The 18,148-nt window shown below is 71.8% G+C and carries 16 protein-coding genes; 3 read left to right on the top strand and 13 right to left on the bottom strand.

What is annotated here, in order from left to right:
• Window positions 1-7: 7 nt before the first annotated feature.
• From ABT053_RS38370 to valS, 5 genes are all read right to left on the bottom strand, one after another.
• Window positions 8-682 carry a DUF3710 domain-containing protein gene (locus tag ABT053_RS38370; protein WP_350976085.1) on the bottom strand — a complete coding sequence of 225 codons (675 nt, stop codon included), beginning with the start codon at window positions 680-682 and terminating at the stop codon, window positions 8-10.
• A gap of 135 nt (window positions 683-817) precedes the next feature.
• On the bottom strand, window positions 818-1,261 hold the full coding sequence (dut, locus tag ABT053_RS38365) for a dUTP diphosphatase (RefSeq protein WP_350976084.1): 444 nt from the start codon (window positions 1,259-1,261) through the stop codon (window positions 818-820).
• A complete protein-coding gene (locus ABT053_RS38360) occupies window positions 1,258-1,812 on the bottom strand; it encodes a PaaI family thioesterase (protein WP_350976082.1) in 555 nt (184 codons plus the stop codon). The genes dut and ABT053_RS38360 overlap by 4 nt, the downstream gene beginning before the upstream one ends.
• Window positions 1,813-1,823: 11 nt before the next feature.
• Complete coding sequence (locus ABT053_RS38355; RefSeq protein ID WP_350976081.1) at window positions 1,824-3,080, bottom strand: AI-2E family transporter; 1,257 nt, start codon at window positions 3,078-3,080, stop codon at window positions 1,824-1,826.
• Between the two features lie 359 nt (window positions 3,081-3,439).
• Window positions 3,440-6,013 carry a valine--tRNA ligase gene (valS, locus tag ABT053_RS38350; protein WP_350976080.1) on the bottom strand — a complete coding sequence of 858 codons (2,574 nt, stop codon included), beginning with the start codon at window positions 6,011-6,013 and terminating at the stop codon, window positions 3,440-3,442.
• Window positions 6,014-6,095: 82 nt separating this feature from the next.
• On the opposite strand from valS, the gene ABT053_RS38345 reads away from it, so the two are divergent.
• Window positions 6,096-6,392, top strand: a complete 297-nt coding sequence (locus ABT053_RS38345) for a DUF4235 domain-containing protein (protein ID WP_350976079.1) — start codon at window positions 6,096-6,098, stop codon at window positions 6,390-6,392.
• Window positions 6,393-6,506: 114 nt separating this feature from the next.
• Here the strand turns inward: ABT053_RS38345 and ABT053_RS38340 are convergent, their stop codons facing one another.
• From ABT053_RS38340 to ABT053_RS38315, 6 genes are all read right to left on the bottom strand, one after another.
• Window positions 6,507-7,913 (bottom strand): serine hydrolase domain-containing protein, encoded by a 1,407-nt coding sequence (locus ABT053_RS38340; protein ID WP_350976077.1) that lies wholly within the window; start codon window positions 7,911-7,913, stop codon window positions 6,507-6,509.
• A gap of 208 nt (window positions 7,914-8,121) precedes the next feature.
• The gene (locus tag ABT053_RS38335; RefSeq protein ID WP_350976075.1) at window positions 8,122-9,624 is read right to left on the bottom strand and encodes an alpha,alpha-trehalose-phosphate synthase (UDP-forming); all 1,503 of its coding nucleotides are present in this window, start codon (window positions 9,622-9,624) and stop codon (window positions 8,122-8,124) included.
• 55 nt (window positions 9,625-9,679) lie between these two features.
• Window positions 9,680-10,636, bottom strand: a complete 957-nt coding sequence (locus ABT053_RS38330; RefSeq protein ID WP_350976073.1) for a hypothetical protein — start codon at window positions 10,634-10,636, stop codon at window positions 9,680-9,682.
• An 81-nt stretch (window positions 10,637-10,717) separates the two neighbouring features.
• Complete coding sequence (locus ABT053_RS38325) at window positions 10,718-11,017, bottom strand: DUF4193 domain-containing protein (protein ID WP_030914836.1); 300 nt, start codon at window positions 11,015-11,017, stop codon at window positions 10,718-10,720.
• Between the two features lie 272 nt (window positions 11,018-11,289).
• Complete coding sequence (locus ABT053_RS38320) at window positions 11,290-12,615, bottom strand: sensor histidine kinase (RefSeq protein WP_502991965.1); 1,326 nt, start codon at window positions 12,613-12,615, stop codon at window positions 11,290-11,292.
• A gap of 80 nt (window positions 12,616-12,695) precedes the next feature.
• Window positions 12,696-13,349 (bottom strand): response regulator transcription factor, encoded by a 654-nt coding sequence (locus ABT053_RS38315; RefSeq protein WP_350976070.1) that lies wholly within the window; start codon window positions 13,347-13,349, stop codon window positions 12,696-12,698.
• A gap of 224 nt (window positions 13,350-13,573) precedes the next feature.
• On the opposite strand from ABT053_RS38315, the gene ABT053_RS38310 reads away from it, so the two are divergent.
• Window positions 13,574-13,738: a hypothetical protein gene (locus ABT053_RS38310; RefSeq protein WP_350976068.1), complete on the top strand. Its 165-nt coding sequence runs from the start codon at window positions 13,574-13,576 to the stop codon at window positions 13,736-13,738.
• A 322-nt stretch (window positions 13,739-14,060) separates the two neighbouring features.
• On the opposite strand, the gene ABT053_RS38305 is transcribed toward ABT053_RS38310, so the two are convergent.
• Both ABT053_RS38305 and ABT053_RS38300 read right to left on the bottom strand, forming a co-directional pair.
• On the bottom strand, window positions 14,061-14,855 hold the full coding sequence (locus ABT053_RS38305; RefSeq protein ID WP_350976067.1) for an inositol monophosphatase family protein: 795 nt from the start codon (window positions 14,853-14,855) through the stop codon (window positions 14,061-14,063).
• Between the two features lie 158 nt (window positions 14,856-15,013).
• Window positions 15,014-17,035: a S9 family peptidase gene (locus ABT053_RS38300; protein WP_350976066.1), complete on the bottom strand. Its 2,022-nt coding sequence runs from the start codon at window positions 17,033-17,035 to the stop codon at window positions 15,014-15,016.
• Between the two features lie 93 nt (window positions 17,036-17,128).
• Here ABT053_RS38300 and ABT053_RS38295 point away from each other — a divergent pair, with 93 nt between their 5' ends.
• A complete protein-coding gene (locus tag ABT053_RS38295) occupies window positions 17,129-18,100 on the top strand; it encodes a ferrochelatase (protein ID WP_350976064.1) in 972 nt (323 codons plus the stop codon).
• Window positions 18,101-18,148 lie beyond the last annotated feature (48 nt).

Here is an 18,148-nt window from a genome sequence, read left to right as displayed (position 1 = left end):
CGCCCCGTCAGCGGATCTCGGCGATCTCCGGCCCCCGGTCGAACGGGTTGAGGTCGGGCACGTCGCCCCCGGCGGCCTGCTGCTCCGCGGCCTGCCTGGCCTCGGGCGGGAGCCGGAGCTCGATCGCCTCCTTGGGGGCCATCGGCTCGTCGCCGCGTACCACGACTATGTCCCGGACGACACCCTCCAGCGTCGCGGCGACCGCGGCGTCCTCGGCGGCCTTCCCGCTGATCACCGCGCGCAGGAACCAGCGCGGCCCGTCGACCCCGATGTAGCGGACCGGCTGCTCGCCGCCCTCCGCGGGGATCCGGGCGGCCAGCTCGACGCCGAACGGCCCCTCCCGCTCCTCGGCGGTGCCCCCGGCGCCCTTGACCCCCTCGGCCAGCTCGGCCCTGACCTCGTCCCAGATCCCGCTCCGCTTGGGCGCCGCGAAGGCGTGCACCTGCAGGGCGCTGCCCTCGAACAGGACCACCGCGCCGACGATCTGGTCACCGGCCAGGTTGAGCTGCACCTCGAACCCGGCGCCGACCGGCAGGCGCATGCCCCCGAGGTCGACCCGCTCCCGCTCGGGGTGGGCCTCGTCGGCGTCCCACGGCCCCGACTCCCGCGACGGGACCCGCTCGACCTCCTCCACCACGGCCTTGGCTGCCGGGGACTTCTCACGGCGGTTACGTCCGAACACTTTCCTCACGCTCCTTGAAGATTCACTGGTCACTCGTCCCCCGCCGGGCGCGGCGGGCGGCCCGCGGGCCGGGGGCGCGCCCCGGTCACCGATCACCACCGGTCACCGCGCCCGCCTCGCCGGGTTCGCTCCCTGTCAGCGGCCGGTGGACCCGAACCCGCCGGCGCCTCGCGCCGATCCCGGCAACCGCTCCACCTCGTGGAACGCCGCCTTCTCCACCTTCTGGATCACCAGCTGCGCGATGCGGTCACCCCTGCGCAGCCGTACGGCGTCCTTGGCGTCGGTGTTGATCAGCGTCACCCTGATCTCGCCCCGGTATCCCGCGTCGACGGTGCCGGGCGCGTTGACGAGCGTCACGCCGTGCCTGGAGGCCAGGCCCGAGCGCGGGTGGACGAACGCGGCGTACCCGTCGGGCAGGGCGATCGCAAGCCCGGTGCCGACCACGGCCCGCTCCCCGGGCAGGAGCTCGACGTCCTCGGCGGCGTGGAGATCCGCGCCCGCGTCGCCCGGGTGGGCGTACGAGGGCGGCGGCAGGTCTGCGTCGAGCCGGTGGATCAGCACCTCGACGGTGTGGGTCACGGGTTCACCTCGTACTCGTGGTGCTCGTCGGCGATCGTCTGGATGTCGCCGTGCTTGGCGAAATGCTCCATGGCCACCTCGATGAAGAGCGCCGCGGCCCGCACGGCGACCGGCCCGTCCGGGGAACCGATCCGGCCCTCAGCCTCAAGGTACGCCTTCCTGCCGGACATGCCGTTGCACCAGGCACGCATATGCAGGACGGTGCCGACCGGAACCGGCGCGAGATAGTCGGTCTCCAGCCGGCCGGTGACGTAGGGGCGCTGGAAGAGCCACACGGACATGCCGATGACCTCGTCCATCGCCGCGGCGAGCACGCCGCCGTGCGCCAGGCCCGGCGCGCCCTGGTGGGTCTCCTCCACGGTGAACTCGGCGACCACCGAGATCCCGTCGGGGGTGAGGGCGGTCAGGTGCAGGCCGTTCGGGTGCCCGGCGCCGCAGCCGAAGCAGCGGCTGTAGTGGGGGCCGAGCGGGGTGCCGGGAGCGGGCGCGCCGGGAAGCGGCGCCGGGCGGGTCGCGTCCGGCGGGGGGGTGGTCAGGGCGGAACGGGTCACGGGGCAGAACGTTACCCCCTGGGCTGCGGTGATTCCTCATTCACCGGCTTTCCCGCCGCACCCGCCGGTGCCCGGCCTCCGGGATCGGGGTCCGGATCGCCGGGACCACCTGGGCCGCCGGGATCGCCGGGGCCGCTCCGATCCCCGGGATCCCCGGGATCCCCGGGATCCCCGGGATCGGGGTGGGGCGGGGCCGGTGGCAGCGCCAGGTGGGAGCGGCCCGTGAGCTCGGGCAGCGCGCGGTAGATCACGGCGGCCACCGGCACCGCCACGGCGGCCCCGGCGATGCCCGCCAGGATGCCGCCCACCGCCAGCACCAGGATGATCGCCAGCGGGTGGAAGTGGAGCACCCTGCCGACGATGAGCGGCTGGAGCACGTGGTTCTCCAGCTGCTGCTCCACGAGCAGGATGCCGAGGAAGATCAGGGCGTAGATCGGGCCCTTGGCGCCGAGGGTGACCAGGGTCGCCACGGAACCGGCGATGAAGATGCCGACGATGGGGATGAAACTGGCCAGGAAGATCATCACCGCGAGCGGCGCCCAGAGCGGCACGCCCATCCCCGCGAGCACGATGCCCATGATCACGCCGTGCACGGCGGCCACCGCGACCGTGCCCTGCACGTAGTGGGAGAGCGTCACCCAGGCGGCCCGCCCGGCCATGTCGACGCGGGGCGCGACGCCGCCGAAGCCCTTCAGGAACCACGACCAGATCCGGTCGCCGTCCTTGAGCAGGAAGAACGTCACGAACAGCAGCAGCACGATGGAGGCCAGCACCTCCAGCGCCACCGTGGCGCCGGTGAGGACCGTCTGGGTGATCTGGTTGCGCTGGGTGGTGATCTGCCTGCCGATCTCGTCGACCCAGCTGGTGATCTGGGTCGGCTGCAGGTGCAGCGGCCCGGTGTAGAGCCAGTTCTCCACCGTCTTGGCCGTCTCGCGCACCTGGTCGACGAGACCGGGGAACTCGTCGTTGGCGCGCACCCCGATGATCCAGCCGGTGCCGCCGAGCACGGTGAGCGCGATGATCATCGTGAGCCAGGTCGCGTAGATGGGCCGCATGCCCATCGCGCCGAACCGCCGGGTGAGCGGGAACAGCAGCGCGGTCAGCAGGAGCGCGATGGCCACCGGCAGCACCACGATCCGCAACGTCGCGATGAACTGCGCGAAGTAGAAGACCGCCCAGCCGATGATGATCAGGCAGAGGCTCCACATCGCGATGCGCAGCAACGCGCGAGGCACCAGGCTGGTCAGGCGTTCCCGATCGGAGATCACGTGACCAGACTGTCACGCCGGGAGGAGAAATGCGCGAGGGTTTGAAGCGCTCTGCACGGACGGAACGGATGAGCCCGGAGGATTCCAGCCGGTCCGGACCTGCGGCTACGCGCGGGCCCGCGCCGCCGCCCGGCCTTCGGGCCCCTCGGACGACCGGGGTGAGCGCCCGCCCGGTCAGGGGCGGGCGCTCACCGGGCTGAGGTCAGCGCTCGTCCGGCGGGCGGGAGATCACCCTGTCTTCGAGGTAGCAGCTGCAGTTGCCACATCCTGGCGGCATGCCTGTCCTCCTCTCACCTGTCCTGCCTCGACCGTACGGCAGGATCCCCCGACGGCGGGGACAGATTCGCGTGCGCCCGGGGTCAGGTGAGGGCGACCTCCACCAGCAGGTCCCCCTCGCCCTCCTGGAGCACGAACTCGTCGATGACGCCCGCCCCGCACAGGTCGTCCTGCGCCAGGCGCACGAGGGCGACCCCCGAGCCGGTGACGGTCAGCCGGGAGACTTCCGCGCGCATGGACAGGCGGGCGTCGGACTTGGCCTTGCGGACCCGGCCGAGGACGGCGGCCACCACGGGCAGCAGCTCGGGATCGCCTCCCCGCCCGCGCGCCCGCGGCCAGGCGGCCCGGTGCACCGAGCCCTCGCGCCACCAGGACCAGACCTCCTCGGTGACGAAGGGCAGGAACGGGGCGAACAGCCGGAGCATGACGTCGAGCGCCTCGCGCAGCGCCGCGTGCGCCGACCGCGCCGCAGCGCTCCCGCCGCCCCCGCCGCCCCCGTCACCCTCGTTCGCGTCGTCGTAGGCCCTGGCCTTGACCAGCTCCAGGTAGTCGTCGCAGAACTCCCAGAAGAACCGCTCGGTCCGCTCCAGCGCGCGGGTGTAGTCGTAGCCCTCGAAGGCCTCGGTGGCCTCGTGGACCACCTCCGACAGCCGGGCCAGCATCGACAGGTCGATCGGCTCGGTGACCTCCCCGCCCCCCTCGCCCAGGCCCAGGACGAATCTGGAGGCGTTCAGGATCTTAATGGCCAGCCGGCGGCCGACCTTGATCTGGCCGGTGTCGAACGCCGTGTCGGTGCCCGGACGGCCACCGGCCGCCCAGTAGCGGACCGCGTCGGAGCCGTACTGCTCCAGCAGACCGAGCGGGGTGACCACGTTGCCCCGGGACTTGGACATCTTCTTGCGGTCGGGGTCGAGGATCCACCCGGAGATCGCGACGTGGTTCCAGGGCAGGGTGCCCTGCTCCAGGTGGGCGCGGACCACGGTGGAGAACAGCCAGGTCCGGATGATCTCGTGGGCCTGCGGGCGCAGGTCCATCGGGAAGACCCGCTCGAACAGGTCCCGGTCGCGCTCCCAGCCCCCGGCGATCTGCGGCGTCAGCGAGGAGGTGGCCCAGGTGTCCATGACGTCCGGGTCGCCGATGAAACCGCCCGGCTTGCCGCGCTGGTCCTCGGTGTAGCCGGGCGGGACGTCGGCGGACGGGTCGATCGGCAGCGCGGACTCGGGCGGCGCGATCGGCGCTGAGCGGTCGGGCTCGCCGTCGCCGTCCAGGGGGTACCAGACCGGGATGGGCACGCCGAAGAACCGCTGCCGGGAGATCAGCCAGTCGCCCGCCAGGCCCTGCACCCAGCTGTCGTAGCGGACCCGCATGTGCGGCGGGTGCCAGGACAGCTCCGCGCCGCGCGTCAGGAGCGCGTCGCGCAGGGCGAGGTCGCGCCCGCCGTTGCGGATGTACCACTGGCGGGTGGTGACGATCTCCAGGGGCCGGTCGCCCTTCTCGTAGAACTTCACCGCGCGCCGCACGGCCCGCGGCTCGCCCTCCATGTCGCCCGACGCGCGCAGCAGCTCCACGATCCGCTCGCGGGCGCCGTGCACGGTCCTGCCCGCCAGCTCGGCGTACGGCTCCCGGGGCACGCCCTCGGGCGCGTCCGGCAGCAGCCTGCCGTCCCAGCCGACGACGGCGCGGGTGGGCAGGTCGAGCTCGCGCCACCAGACGACGTCGGTGACGTCGCCGAAGGTGCAGATCATCGCGATGCCCGAGCCCTTGTCCGGCTCGGCCAGGTGGTGGGCGAGCACCGGCACCTCGACGCCGAACAGCGGCGTCCTGACCGTGGTGCCGAACAGGGGCCGGTAGCGTTCGTCGTCGGGGTGGGCGACGAGCGCGACGCAGGCGGGCAGCAGCTCGGGGCGGGTCGTCTCGATCCAGACCCGGTCGCCGAACCCCCGGGCCCGCTGCTCCTCGGACAGGCCGAAGCCCAGCCGGTGGAAGGCGCCGGGCCACTCGCGGTCCTCCAGCTCGGCCTGGGCGACGGCGGTGCGGAAGGTGACGTCCCACAGCGTGGGCGCCTGGGCGACGTACGCCTCCCCCCTGGCCAGGTTGCGCAGGAAGGCGCGCTGGGACGCGGTCCGCGCGGCGTCGCCGATGGTGGCGTACGTCAGCGACCAGTCTACCGACAGGCCCAGGCGGCGCCAGAGCTCCTCGAAGACCTTCTCGTCCTCGACGGTGAGCCGCTCGCACAGCTCGATGAAGTTTCCGCGCGAGATCGGGATCTGCCGCTTGGGGTCGGGTTTGGCGGGGGGCTCGAACGAGGGGTCGTAGGCGATGGAGGGGTCGCAGCGCACGCCGAAGTGGTTCTGCACCCGGCGCTCGGTGGGCAGGCCGTTGTCGTCCCAGCCCATGGGGTAGAAGACCTCGCGCCCGCGCATGCGCCGGAAGCGGGCGATCGTGTCGGTGTGGGTGTAGGAGAAGACGTGGCCGACGTGGAGGGAACCGGAGACGGTCGGCGGCGGGGTGTCGATCGAGTAGATCTCCCCGCGCGTGCGCGACCTGTCGAAACGGTAGGTCCCCTCGGTCTCCCAGCGGCCGGACCATACGGCTTCCAGGCCATCGAGAGTCGGTTTCTCGGGCATGGGCGCAGGGCGCGGTCGCTGTTGTGTCATGCCTCCCTATGGTATGGCTTCACGCGATGCGACGCTCGGGGAGACTAGTGTTCTTGGGGCATACCGCGAACGGGAGGACCACATGGCCGACAAGACCGAGAAGCAGGACATGGCGTGGAAGGCCATCGGCGGCCTCCTGGGCCTCGCCACCGCGTGGGGGGCGAAGAAGGCCATCGGGTTCGCCTGGGAGAAGGCCACCGGCAGGAAGCCCCCCGTCGACAACGAGTCCCTGGAGATCAGCCTCGGCGAGGCGATCGGCTACGCCGTGGTGATGGGGGTCGGCATGCAGGTGACGCAGATCGTGGTCGCCCGCACCGCCAGGAAGCGCTACAACGCGTGGAAGGCCGTGAAGGACGCGGCCAAGGAGGTCACCACCTGACGGCGAGGGCCCCGCCCCGCCGTGAAGGCCCTGTTGTGAAAGCCATGCCCCGCCGCCGGCGGACGCGCGGCGGGCACCCGGCCGGGACCCGGCCGGGTGCCCGTACGGGCCCGGCTACGCGAAGTCCCTGATCACCATCATGGACCCGCCGCGCCGCTCGCCCCACGCGAGGGCGGTGAGGTCGACGGCCGCCGCCAGCCCGCCCTCGGCGGCGATCCGCGCCCGGATCTCGTCCGGCGTGCGCGCGGACTCCATCGCGCGCAGCCCGTCGGCGAAGTCCTCGCCGGTCCACGGCTCGCCGCGCCCGACCCGCCGGGTCCCCGCGATCATCTCGGTGAGCTCGTTCTCGCCGATCCCCTGCCCGACGCCGAGCAGCCCGTGCAGCCGCCCCCCGGCCACCATCCCGGCGACGTAGGACCGCGAGCGCCCGCCCGGAGGCCGGGGCGCGCCCCCGGCCCGCAGCCGGGCCGCCTCCCGCGCGACCTGCCACGCCCAGGTCGGCTCGATCTCCATGTACTGCCGCATGTCCCACCGGTTGCCCGCCGCGGTCACGACCAGCCCGAGCTCGGGGTACGCCCACGACACCGACCACCAGCCGAACGGGTAGGCCGCGTTGTGGCCCACCGCGAACTCCCGCGTGCCCACGTCGCGGAGCTGGACCCCGGCCCCCAGGTGCATCCCCACGGGACGCCCCAGGAACGTGTACTCCACCCGCGACGTCGTCAGCCACCGCAGGGTCTCCGGGCCCAGGAGCGCGCCCTCCCCTCCCAGGAGGTGCGCCATCAGGCGGTTCTGGTCCCCGGCCGTCGTCACGACCCCCGTGCTGGACGCGCACCGCGAGCCGATGACCGGCGTCGGCACCGCCTGGTCGCCGAACCCCATGTATCCCGTCATGCGCTCGCCTCGGCCCCAGCCGGGGCCTCCGGGCCACGAGGTGGCGGCGAGCCCGGCCGGGGCGGCGATCTCGTCGGCGACGAACGTCGCGAACGGCACCCCGGCCAGCTGCTCGACCACGGCGGCGACGAGCGCCATGCCGAGGCTGGAGTACGCGAACGCCTCCCCGGCCGGGGCGACCCACCGCTGCCGCACCTGCCCGTACTCCGGGCCGTACAGCTCCTGGACGAGCGCCATCGCCTCGTCCTGCGAGGTGCCGATGACGGCGTCGTAGGTGTCCAGTGCCAGCCCGGCGCGGTGGGTGAGCAGGTGGGCGACGGTCAGCGGATCACCGCCGAGGGGGTTGGCCACCTCGATGTACTTCGTCAGCGGCGCGTTGACGTCGAGCACCCCGCGCTCGACCAGGAGGGCGACCGCGAGGGAGATGTAGATCTTGCTCAGGCTCCCGCCGGGGAACGCGAGGCGGGCGGTCATCGGCTCCTGCCGTGCGAGGTCGCCCCACCCGCACGCCACCTCGGCCGTCTCGGAGCCGTCCGACACCTCGATCACCCCGCCGGGCGTCCCGGTCGCCCGGCGTATGTCCTCCGCGTACCCCTGTAACTCGGCTCCGATCTCCGCGATGTCCATTCGCGTCACCCTTCCGGTGAGCCCCGCCGGGTACCCCGACCGGCTCTAGATCGACGGTAATCCGCTGGCCCGCGCTCGGCCATGTGAATCATCGTCGCCGCCGGAACCCCCGCGCGTCACCTCCGGAGGGCGATCTCTGCCGCGCGGGTGACGGGAAAAACGGCGTTCCCGGTGCCGCCCGTGACGGGCGGCACCGGGAACGCCGACGTCAGGAGGCCCCCGAGGACTCCAGGGTCTCCGGGGACTCCGGAGCCTGCGGGGAGTCCTGGGACTCCGGGGAATCCACGGCCCCCGGGGAGGCCGTGACCCCCGCGGATCCCGGGTGCCCCGAGGAGCCCGAGGACTCCAGCGAGGTGAGGAACTCCTTCGCCCAGCGGTCCACGTCGTAGGTGGACACCCTGCGGCGCAGCGACCGCATCCGGCGCGACAGGTCGTGCGGGGTGGCCCGCATCGCGGTCAGCATCGCCCGTTTGAGGCCGTCGACGTCGTAGGGGTTGACCATGAACGCCTGGCGCAGCTCGTCGGCCGCCCCGGCGAACTCGCTGAGCACCAGCGCGCCGCGCAGGTCGTTGCGGCAGGCGATGTACTCCTTGGCGACCAGGTTCATCCCGTCGCGCAGCGGCGTCACCACCATCACGTCCGCCGCGAGGTAGAGCGCGGCGAGCTCGTCCCTGCCGTACGACTGGTGCATGTACTGCACCGGCTGCTGCCCGAGCTCCCCCTGCTCGCCGTTGATCCGGCCGACCTGGAGCTCGATCGAGTCGCGCAGCCGCATGTACTCCTCGACGCGCTCCCTGCTCGGCGTGGCGATCTGCACGAACGCCGCCTCGCCCGGCTTGATCGCCCCCTCGGAGAGCAGCTCGCCGAACGCCTTCAGGCGCTGGCCGATGCCCTTGGTGTAGTCGAGCCTGTCGACGCCGAGCAGCATGCACTCGGGGTCTCCCAGCTCCGCGCGGATCTCCCTCGCCCTGGAGATGATGTGCGGCTCCCTGACCAGGGAGTCGAGCTCGCCGAAGTCGACGGAGATGGGGAACGCCCCGGCGCGCACCACCCGGTCCTCCACGTAGATCTCGTGCTTGTGGTGCTGGAGGCCGAGCAGGCGGCGGCAGAGCCGGATGAAGTTGGAGGCGCCGCCGGGACGCTGGAACCCCACCATGTCCGCGCCCAGCAGTCCCTCGACGATCTCGCGCCGCCACGGCAGCTGCGAGAACAGCTCGACCGGCGGGAACGGGATGTGCAGGAAGAAGCCGATGCGCAGGTCGGGGCGGAGCTTGCGCAGCATGGCCGGGACCAGCTGGAGCTGGTAGTCCTGGATCCACACGACGGCGTTCTCCGCGGCCTCCTCCGCGGCGGCCTCGGCGAAGCGCTCGTTGACGGTCCGATAGGCCTCCCAGGCGACCCGGGAGTAGATGGGGGCGGCGACCACGTCGTGGTAGAGCGGCCAGAGGGTCGCGTTGGAGAAGCCCTCGTAGTAGAGCTCGACCTCGGATTCGGACAGCGGGACGGGGACGAGCTGCATCCCGTCGTGTTCGAAGGGTTCGAGGTTCTCGTCGGGGGCGCCGTGCCAGCCGACCCAGGCCCCCTCCCTGCGCTGCAGGACGGGGGCTATCGCGGTGACGAGGCCGCCGGGGCTACGCCGCCACATGTCCTCACCGACTCGGTCGACGGGGAGACGGTTGGCGACGATCACAAATGCGCTGCGGCCCAGCACAGATTCCTCCAGGTAGTCGGGGGCTTACTGAATTAACTACCCGTTTGAGAGGTTTCTATGACTTGCCAGGTGGGAGGGCACGATGAACCCTCAGATCGGCCCGGACGACCTCGCCGAGCTTCTTCGTGGCGGCGCGGTTGAGGAACCCTCCGGCCACGGCTCCGGTGAGGAACGGCCCGAAGGTGGTGAGGTGCCGCCCGAGGGTGCGCATCAGCCTGTTGCGCAGGGCGGTCTTGGCCGCGGTGCCCAGGGCGACGGTCATCGTCCCGGGGGCCATGGGGTCGACGCCGCGCTGCTTGGACCAGGCCATCGCGAAGGCCATCGCCCGCTGGGAGCCGGTGCCCGGCACCTGGATGCCGTACACCTCGTGGAGCTCGGCGATCAGTTTCACCTCGATGGCGGCCACGACGAGGGTCTCGGCCACGAGCTGGGCGGGGGCGGAGAGCAGGAGGGGAGGGGCGGCGAACTCGGCGGCGGCGACGGCCCCGCCGATGGCGCCGACCGCCATGGTCGCCTTGGTCGCGGTGCGCACCAGGTCGTCGGCGAGCGCCTCGGAGGTGAGACCGTGGTGGTGCTCGGAAAGGGTCTGCAGGTCGCGGATGGGGATGCGGGGCGCCACGGCCATGAACACGTCGGTCAGCCAGCGGCCCCGGCTCTCACCCGACGCCTTGGCCCTCTTCGCCCCCCGGGCCAGCGATTTCGTGAGACGGCCGAGCAGCTTCCGCCGCTCGGCCCCGTCCATGTCGCCCGGCTCGGCGAGCCTGCCGACGATCTCGGCCACTTCCCGCTCGGACCGGTCGTCCCCGGCCGCCTCGCGATCGGGACCGTCGTCCACGGGCACCGTCCGGTCGGACCCGCCGTCCGCGGCCACTCCGGGACCGGGTGTGCCGTCCGCGGCCACCCTGTGACCGGAATCACTTTCCGTGGTCACTTCGTGATCAGGCGCGCCGTCCGACTCCTCGGCCGTGGAGTCGTCCGGCGCGGCACCGGTCCGCCTGTTCTCTGACGTCATGTCTCGGAACCTCCTCAAGGCTGTCCTGAGGCCCTACCCATACCTGGAAGGGCACACCTCGGACAGGCCATCGGAATCATCTCAAGCCGCGCATTCCCGACAGATCTGCTGGCCGTTCTTCTCAACGGCGAGTTGACTGCGGTGGTGCACCAGGAAGCAGCGCGCGCAGGTGAACTCGTCGGCCTGACGAGGAATCACCCGGAGCGAGAGCTCCTCGTTTGACAGGTCCGCGCCCGGCAGTTCGAGCGACTCGGCGAGATCCGTCTCGTCGATGTCGATGCTGCCCGAGGACTTGTCGGTACGGCGGGCCTGCAGTTCCTGAAGACTGTCCTCGCTGAGGTCGTCGTCGGTCTTGCGTGGGCTGTCGTAATCGGTAGCCATCGGTCTGCTCCATCCCCCTCATCTATCTGTCTGCGCTCACTCGCGCGTGTGTAACGTTCGAGAGGCACGACTTGTGCCCGATCCGCCAGAGAGATTCCTGCTTCGGTACCCCGCCGGAATGGTCACTGAACCTCCCTACACGTGAGGGACGTACTGCCAATGGCCACGGTTAGCCAAATATGGCGTAAACCACAGCATCGGCGGCATGCACCACCGTGTTCGACGGCACATCCAACCACATGTACGGCGTGAACGAGACGCCCCCCGCCGGATCAACGTGACCGAAGTCGCACCGTGACCACCAGACCGCCTCCGTCCCTGGGTACGGCGGTCACGTTGCCCCCGTGGGCGCGCACGACCGCGCGGACGATGGACAGCCCGAGCCCCGCCCCCTTGTCCGAGTCGACCCGGTCGGCGTTGAGCCGCCGGAACGGCTCGAAAAGGCTGTTCACCTCGTACGCGGGCACATGCGGCCCCGTGTTGGCCACCTGAACAACCAAGGCACCCTCCACCATTCCCGCCCTGACCCACAGACGGCCGGAATCGGAAAGATTGTGTTTTATAGCGTTCTCCACCAGATTGGCCACGCAGCGTTCGAGAAGCACCGGATCGCCGACGGTCTCGGCGCTCCGCAACTCGGCGACCACGGTGATCCCGGCCTCCTCGGCCCGCGCGGCGAGCTGGTCGACGACCGTCTCGGCCACGTCCTTCATGTCCACCGGCTTGCGCACGCTCAGCTCGCGCTCGCTGCGGGCCAGCAGCAGCAGGCCCTCGATCAGGCGCTCGTTGCGGGCGTTGACCTCCAGGAGGGTGCGGCCCAGCGCCTTCAGGTCACCCGACGCCTCCGGGTCGCCCAGGGCGATCTCCAGGACCGTCCGGTTGATCGTCAGGGGGGTGCGTAACTCGTGCGAGGCGTTGGCCACGAATCTTCGTTGTGTGTCGAACGCCACATTGAGCCTGGTGAGCATCGCGTCGAAGGTGTCGGCCAGCTCCTTCAGCTCGTCGTCGGGCCCCTTGAGGTCGATCCGCTCGTGGGCGAGCGTGGAGCCCGACAGCTTGCGGGCCGTGGCGGTCATCTGCTGGATCGGCTTGAGCGCCCGGTCGGCGACGATGTAGCCGATGATGACGGCCAGGATGCCGACCCCCAGCAGGGCGAGCAGCGAGCGGGCCAGCAGTTCCCGCTGCGCCCCGGAGATCGCGGCGTGCTGCTGCCAGTACCACTCCTGCTTGATGTTGGCCGCCCCGTCCGCCCCGATGAGCTCCTTCAGCTCCTCGAACGGGAAGGGCGGCCACGCCGCGTAGAGCGCCCAGCCCACCATCAGGTAGATCACGGCCATCAGCAGGGCACCGGCCGTGAAGAACAGCACGGCGTAGGTGAGGGTGAGCCGCCACCTGATGCTGAGCCGGTCCAGGATCGCCCGCACCCGGTCCAGCGGGGTCCGCGGGACCTGGGCGGCGCCCGCCGGAGGCGGCCCGTCCCACGCGGGCGGCCCGGTCGGCGGCGGGGGCCGCTCGGCCGCCCCGCCCCCCTTCCCCACGGGCCCGGACTCCAGCCGCTCGCTCTTCCACGCGCCCCGCTCGGAGTGGGGGCTGATCATCGGGTGGGTCGGCACCGACTCGCGGCCCTCGCCCACCGGGACGAACGTCGGGCGTTCCTCTCCCCCGCCTGCCGGAGCGCTCACAACTTGTACCCGACCCCGGGCACCGTCTCGATCACCTGAGGCTCGCCCAGTTTCTTCCTCAGCGTCATCATGGTGACGCGCACCACGTTGGTGAACGGGTCGATGTTCTCGTCCCACGCCTTGTCCAGCAGGTCCTCCTGGCTGACGACCGCGCCCTCGGCGCGCATCAGCTCCTCCAGGACCGCGAACTCCTTCTTGGTGAGCGCGATCTCCCCGCCGTCCCTGGTCACCAGCCGCTTGCCCGGGTCCAGGCGGACCCCCGAGCGCTCCAGCACCGGCGGCAGCGCCGGGGCGGACCGGCGGCCCAGCGCCCGCACCCGCGCGACGAGCTCGACGAACACGAAGGGCTTGGCCAGGTAGTCGTCGGCCCCCAGCCCCAGCCCCTCCACCTTGTCGTCGACGTCGCCGGAGGCGGTCAGCATGAGGATCCTGGACGCCGTGCGGGAGGCCACCAGGCGGCGGCAGACCTCGTCGCCGTGGACCTTGGGCAGGTCCCTGTCCAGGACGATGACGTCGTAGTCGATGTATCCCGTCCGCTCCAGCGCCCCCGCGCCGTCGTAGGCCACGTCCACGGCCATCGCCTCGCGCCGGAGCCCGGTCGCGATCGCGTCGGCGAGCACCCGCTCATCCTCAACCACAAGCACTCGCACGGCTTATGGCACCTCCCGTCACATTCCCTGAGCAACCGCTGGGACGGCTCCCCATTCTCCCCTCACCACCTGTAAGCACACGGTAAGGCCCTCACACGAGAAGGGGCACTCCGTGTGATGTCGGAAACACACAGGTTTAGCTCGCGGTTCACCCTGGGTACAGCCGGTCTCAGTCTCTATCGCGGTACCTTCCGTCCCCATGAGTCCGTGAGAAAGAAGGTGAGATGGGCGAGTTCACCACCACGATCGAACACCGCCTCGACCAGGCACACAGGAATCTGCAGGAGGCCAGGACCTCCGGCGACGATTACCTCGCCGACACCTTCACCGCCGAGATCGAGGATCTCCACCGTCTAGCCACAGACAACGGTGTCCCCATCCAGCGCTGATGGGAAGGAGCCCCCCGGCCACCGCCGGGGGGCTTTTTCGTGCCCGCGCCCCGTCACCCCCTACGACCGGGGCCGGGGCCGAGGGCGGGGGCGGGGCTGTTTCGGCCCTCGCGCCGTCACCTCCCCGGCCCGGGGCCGGAGCCCCCTCGCGGCCGGGGTGGGGGCGGCCTCCGGAGGAGACCGGGGCCGCCGACGGCCCTCCCGGGGTCAGGCGTTCCCGGGGTCAGGCGTTCCCGGGGTCAGGCGTTCCCGGGGTCAGGCGTTCCCGGGCGTCCTCTGGGTCAGGCGTTCCCGGGGTCAGCGTTTTCGGGCGTCCTCTGGGTCAGGCGTCGCGTTCCGGGTCGAGCGGGAGGAGCAGGTCGCGCAGCTCCTCGAACAGGCCGGGGGCCGCGCACAGGGTGAGGCCGGGATTGGCCGGGCCGCCCCGCAGCCCGCCGACCCTGGCCCCGGCCTCGGCGGCGATGAGGCCACCGGCCCCGTAGTCCCAGTACTGGGGGCCGCGCTCGTAGTAGCCGTCCACCCGCCCCGCCGCCACCGAGCACAGGTCGGAGGCGGCCGAGCCGCCCCTGCGGATGTCGCGCACCCGGGGCAGCACGTGGCGGAGCACCTCCGCCTGCACCTCGCGCCGCCCGCTCTCGTAGCCGAATCCGGTGGCGATCAGCGCCCGTTCCAGCGGCACGCCGGTGTTGCAGCTCAGCCGCTCCCCCGCCAGCCACGCGCCCCCGCCCCTGACGGCGGTGAACACCTCGCCGCGGGGCACGACGTTGACCACTCCCGCGATCACCTCGCCGTCCACCTCGACCGCGATGCTGACCGCCCACTCGGGCACCCCGTACAGGAAGTTGACCGTCCCGTCGATCGGGTCGACGACCCAGCGGACCCTGCCCTCGCCGGTGGGACCGCCCTCCTCGCCGAGGATCGCGTCGTCGGGCCTGACCGCCTTGATCCGGTCGCGGATGAGCTCCTCCGAGGCCCGGTCGAGGGCGGTCACCACGTCGGTCGGGCTGGACTTGGTGGCCAGCACCTCGGGGCGGGCCGGCCGCTTGGCCAGCAGCATCTCGCCGGCCTCCCTGGCGATCTCCTCCGCCAGCCGGCCGAAGGTCACGGCGCTGTCCACGATCCGCTCCTCATTCCTCACTCGCTCCACCGGGTCCGCGACGGCACCCGCCGCCCCCCTATGCCCAGCCGGACGGTACGGCATTCCCCGCCCGGCCCGCCGAATCGGGTCCTCCGTCACCACTTCCGGCGCGGCGCCCCCCGCTCGCCGCGCCGTGCTCACGACAGCGACTCCGGGCGCTTCCACTCGCGCCCGAGGACGTGCTGGTCGAGGAAGGCCAGGACGGTCTCGTACCAGACAACCGCGTTGCCCGGTTTGAGCACCCAGTGGTTCTCGTCGGGGAAGTACAGGAACTTCGACTCCACCTCCGAGCGCTGCAGGTCCCACCACAGGCGCAGCGCCTCCCCGATGGGCACCCGGTAGTCCTTGTCGCCGTGGACGACCAGCATCGGGGTGGAGATGTTCTCCAGCGACAGGTGCGGGGAGAGCTTCGCGTACAGGCCGGTGCCCGGGGTGCCGAACTCGCGCTGCCAGTACATGGACGCGTCGGTGGTGCCGGCGAACTGGTCGAGGTTCCAGAGCGAGGCGTGCGTGACGATCGCCTTGAACCTGCCGGTGTGCCCGGCGACCCAGTTGGCCATGTAGCCGCCGAACGAGCCGCCCATCGCGGCGGTCCTGGCCGGGTCGACCTGGGGCAGCTCCAGGGCGGCGTCGGTGATCGCCATCAGGTCGGCGTGGGTGCGCGGGCCCCAGTCGGCCCAGCCGCGCCGGATCATGTCCGGCCCGTAACCGGTGGACAGGCACGGATCCGGCAGCAGTACGGCGTAACCGTGCTGGGCCATGATCCACGGGTTCCAGCGCCAGGACCAGTCGTTCCAGCTGGACAGCGGGCCGCCGTGGATCCACAGCAGGAGCGGGGCGGGGTTCTCCGCCGAGGCGCCCTCCGGCAGCGCCAGCCAGGCCCTGATCTCCGTGCCGTCGTCGGCGGTCGCGGTGACCTCGGTGAGCGTGCCGGGCAGCTTCAGCTCGGGCGCGGGCGAGGTCAGCCTCTCGACCGTGCCGTCCGGGGCCACCCTGACCGGGGCCGCGGGCGCGTCCACGGCGCTGCGCAGCGCGTAGACGGCACCGTCGGGCGCGACGTTGAGCGAGGAGTAGGCGGCGGCGTCGGGGGTGAGCCGCTCCGGCGCGGCCCCGTCGGCCGGGACCCTGAAGATCGGGCGGCGGCCGTTGTCGTCGGCGGCCACGAACAGCGAGCGGGAGTCGGGCGCCCAGACGATCTCGGACGGCCAGAGCGCGCCGCCCGCCGGGCGGCCCTCCGCGGTGGCCAGGTCGACGATCCACAGGGTGCTCTCGGGGATCTGGTCGATGTCGGCGTGGTTGTTCCTGACGCACGCGACCAGGCGCCCGTCCGGGGAGATCCTGACCGGCCCGTCGAAGTCGTGGTCGTCCGCGGCGGCCAGGACGCGCCGGGCGCCGCCGTCGGCCGTGTCGATGGCGACCAGCTCGAAGCGGAGCTCGCCCCGCGGCATCGACACGCCCCAGGTCGTCACGACCGTGGAGCCGTCGGGTGTCACGTCGCACGCGCTGTGGCTGGACAGCGCCTTGCCCGGCTGCGGGGTGAGGTCCCTGACCTCGGTCAGCCGCTCGTCGTCGTCCAGGGTGCCCGCGAACAGCCGGGGCTCCCCGGGGCCGAGATCGTGATCCCAGTAACGCACCGGGTAGCTCTCGTGCAGGATCGCGCTGATCCCCGCGTCCTTGCGGGTCTTACGCCGCTCGGCCTCGTCCGCCTCGTCGCCGGGAAGCACGTCGGAGCAGAAGACCACGGTCCTGCCGCCGGTCACGAACCCGGCGATGCCCCCCGGACGGGAGGCGATCTGCCGGGCCTCGCCTCCCGTCGCGGGCAGCAGCCAGAGCGCGGAGACCTCCTCGTCCGCCTCTTTCACGGTCGGATCGGGCCGGCGCGAACCGAAGAGCAGATCGCCGTCCCGCGTGAACTCGGCCCCGGCCTCGCCCTTGACGGATCTGGTCAGCCGGTAGGGCCTGCGGCCGTCGAGAGGGATCTCCCACAGGGAGGTTCCGTAGGATCTTCCATCGGGATTAAGCGCCTGCACCACGCTGACCAGGCGCGCTCCATCGGGGGATAGCCGCAGGGATGCCACCCGCGGCACGCCGACATAATCGCGGATGTCGTTAAATGGGGTCACGGTTTCGAACTTACCCCGGCGATCGTCTCCGAACATGCATCCGAACATGCATCCACAAACCTTGTTGATAACGAAGCACTCAAGGTGAGGATGCGAGAGGACACCCCGGGATGCGGTTTGATAAATGGCATGGGGAATTACGACGCGCTTCTCGTCGTCTCGTTCGGGGGACCTGAGAAGCCGGACGACGTGATGCCGTTCCTGGAGAACGTGGTCCGGGGCAGGGGGATCCCGCGCGAGCGGCTGCTGGAGGTCGAGGCGCACTACCAGCGCTTCGGCGGGGCCAGCCCGATCAACCAGCAGTGCCGCGACCTGATCGCGGCCGTCGAGCCGACCATCGACCTCCCGGTCTACTGGGGCAACCGCAACTGGCACCCCTACCTGGAAGACACGCTCCGTCAGATGGCGGCGGACGGTGTGCGCAGGGCCGCGGCCTTCGTCACCTCCGCCTACAGCTCCTACTCGGCCTGCCGCCAGTACCTCGACGACATCGCGCTCGCCAGGGCCGCGGTCGAGGGGGCCCCGGAGGTCGTCAAGCTCCGGCACTACTTCGACCACCCCGGGTTCGTCGCGGCGGTGGCCGACCACACCCGCGAGGCCCTGGACCGGCTGCCCGCCGGGCTCCGGGACTCCGCGCGGCTGGTCTTCACCGCGCACAGCATCCCGGTCTCGATGGCCGCGACGGCCGGGCCCGGCGGCGGGGCGTACGAGGCGCAGCTGCGCCGGGCGGCGGCGCTGGTCACCGCCGAGGTGCGCGGCGACGGGAGCGACGGGACGTGGGACCTGGTCTGGCAGAGCCGGAGCGGCGCCCCGCACATCCCGTGGCTGGAGCCCGACGTCTGCGACCACCTGCTGGAGGTCGACGCCCCGGCGGTGGTGCTGGTGCCGATCGGCTTCGTCTCCGACCACATGGAGGTCGTCTACGACCTCGACGTGGAGGCCGCGGAGACGGCGAAGAAGATCGGCCTGCCGCTGGCCAGGGCGGCCACGGCCGGCACCCACCCGCGGTTCGTCTCGATGGTCGGTGAGCTGCTCGCCGAGCCCGAGCCCGCCGGGTGCGCCGCCACCTGCTGCCCGGCCCCGCCGCGCCGCCGGGAGTGAGGGCGGGAGCGCGTACGGTCACGGGACGACGGGCCACGGGGCCGCCGG

It is taken from the genome of Streptosporangium sp. NPDC002524, assembly GCF_040295985.1.
Taxonomy (GTDB): domain Bacteria; phylum Actinomycetota; class Actinomycetes; order Streptosporangiales; family Streptosporangiaceae; genus Streptosporangium.
The sequence above is the reverse complement of the archived record's forward strand: the minus strand, read 5'-3'. Positions and strand labels throughout refer to the sequence as shown.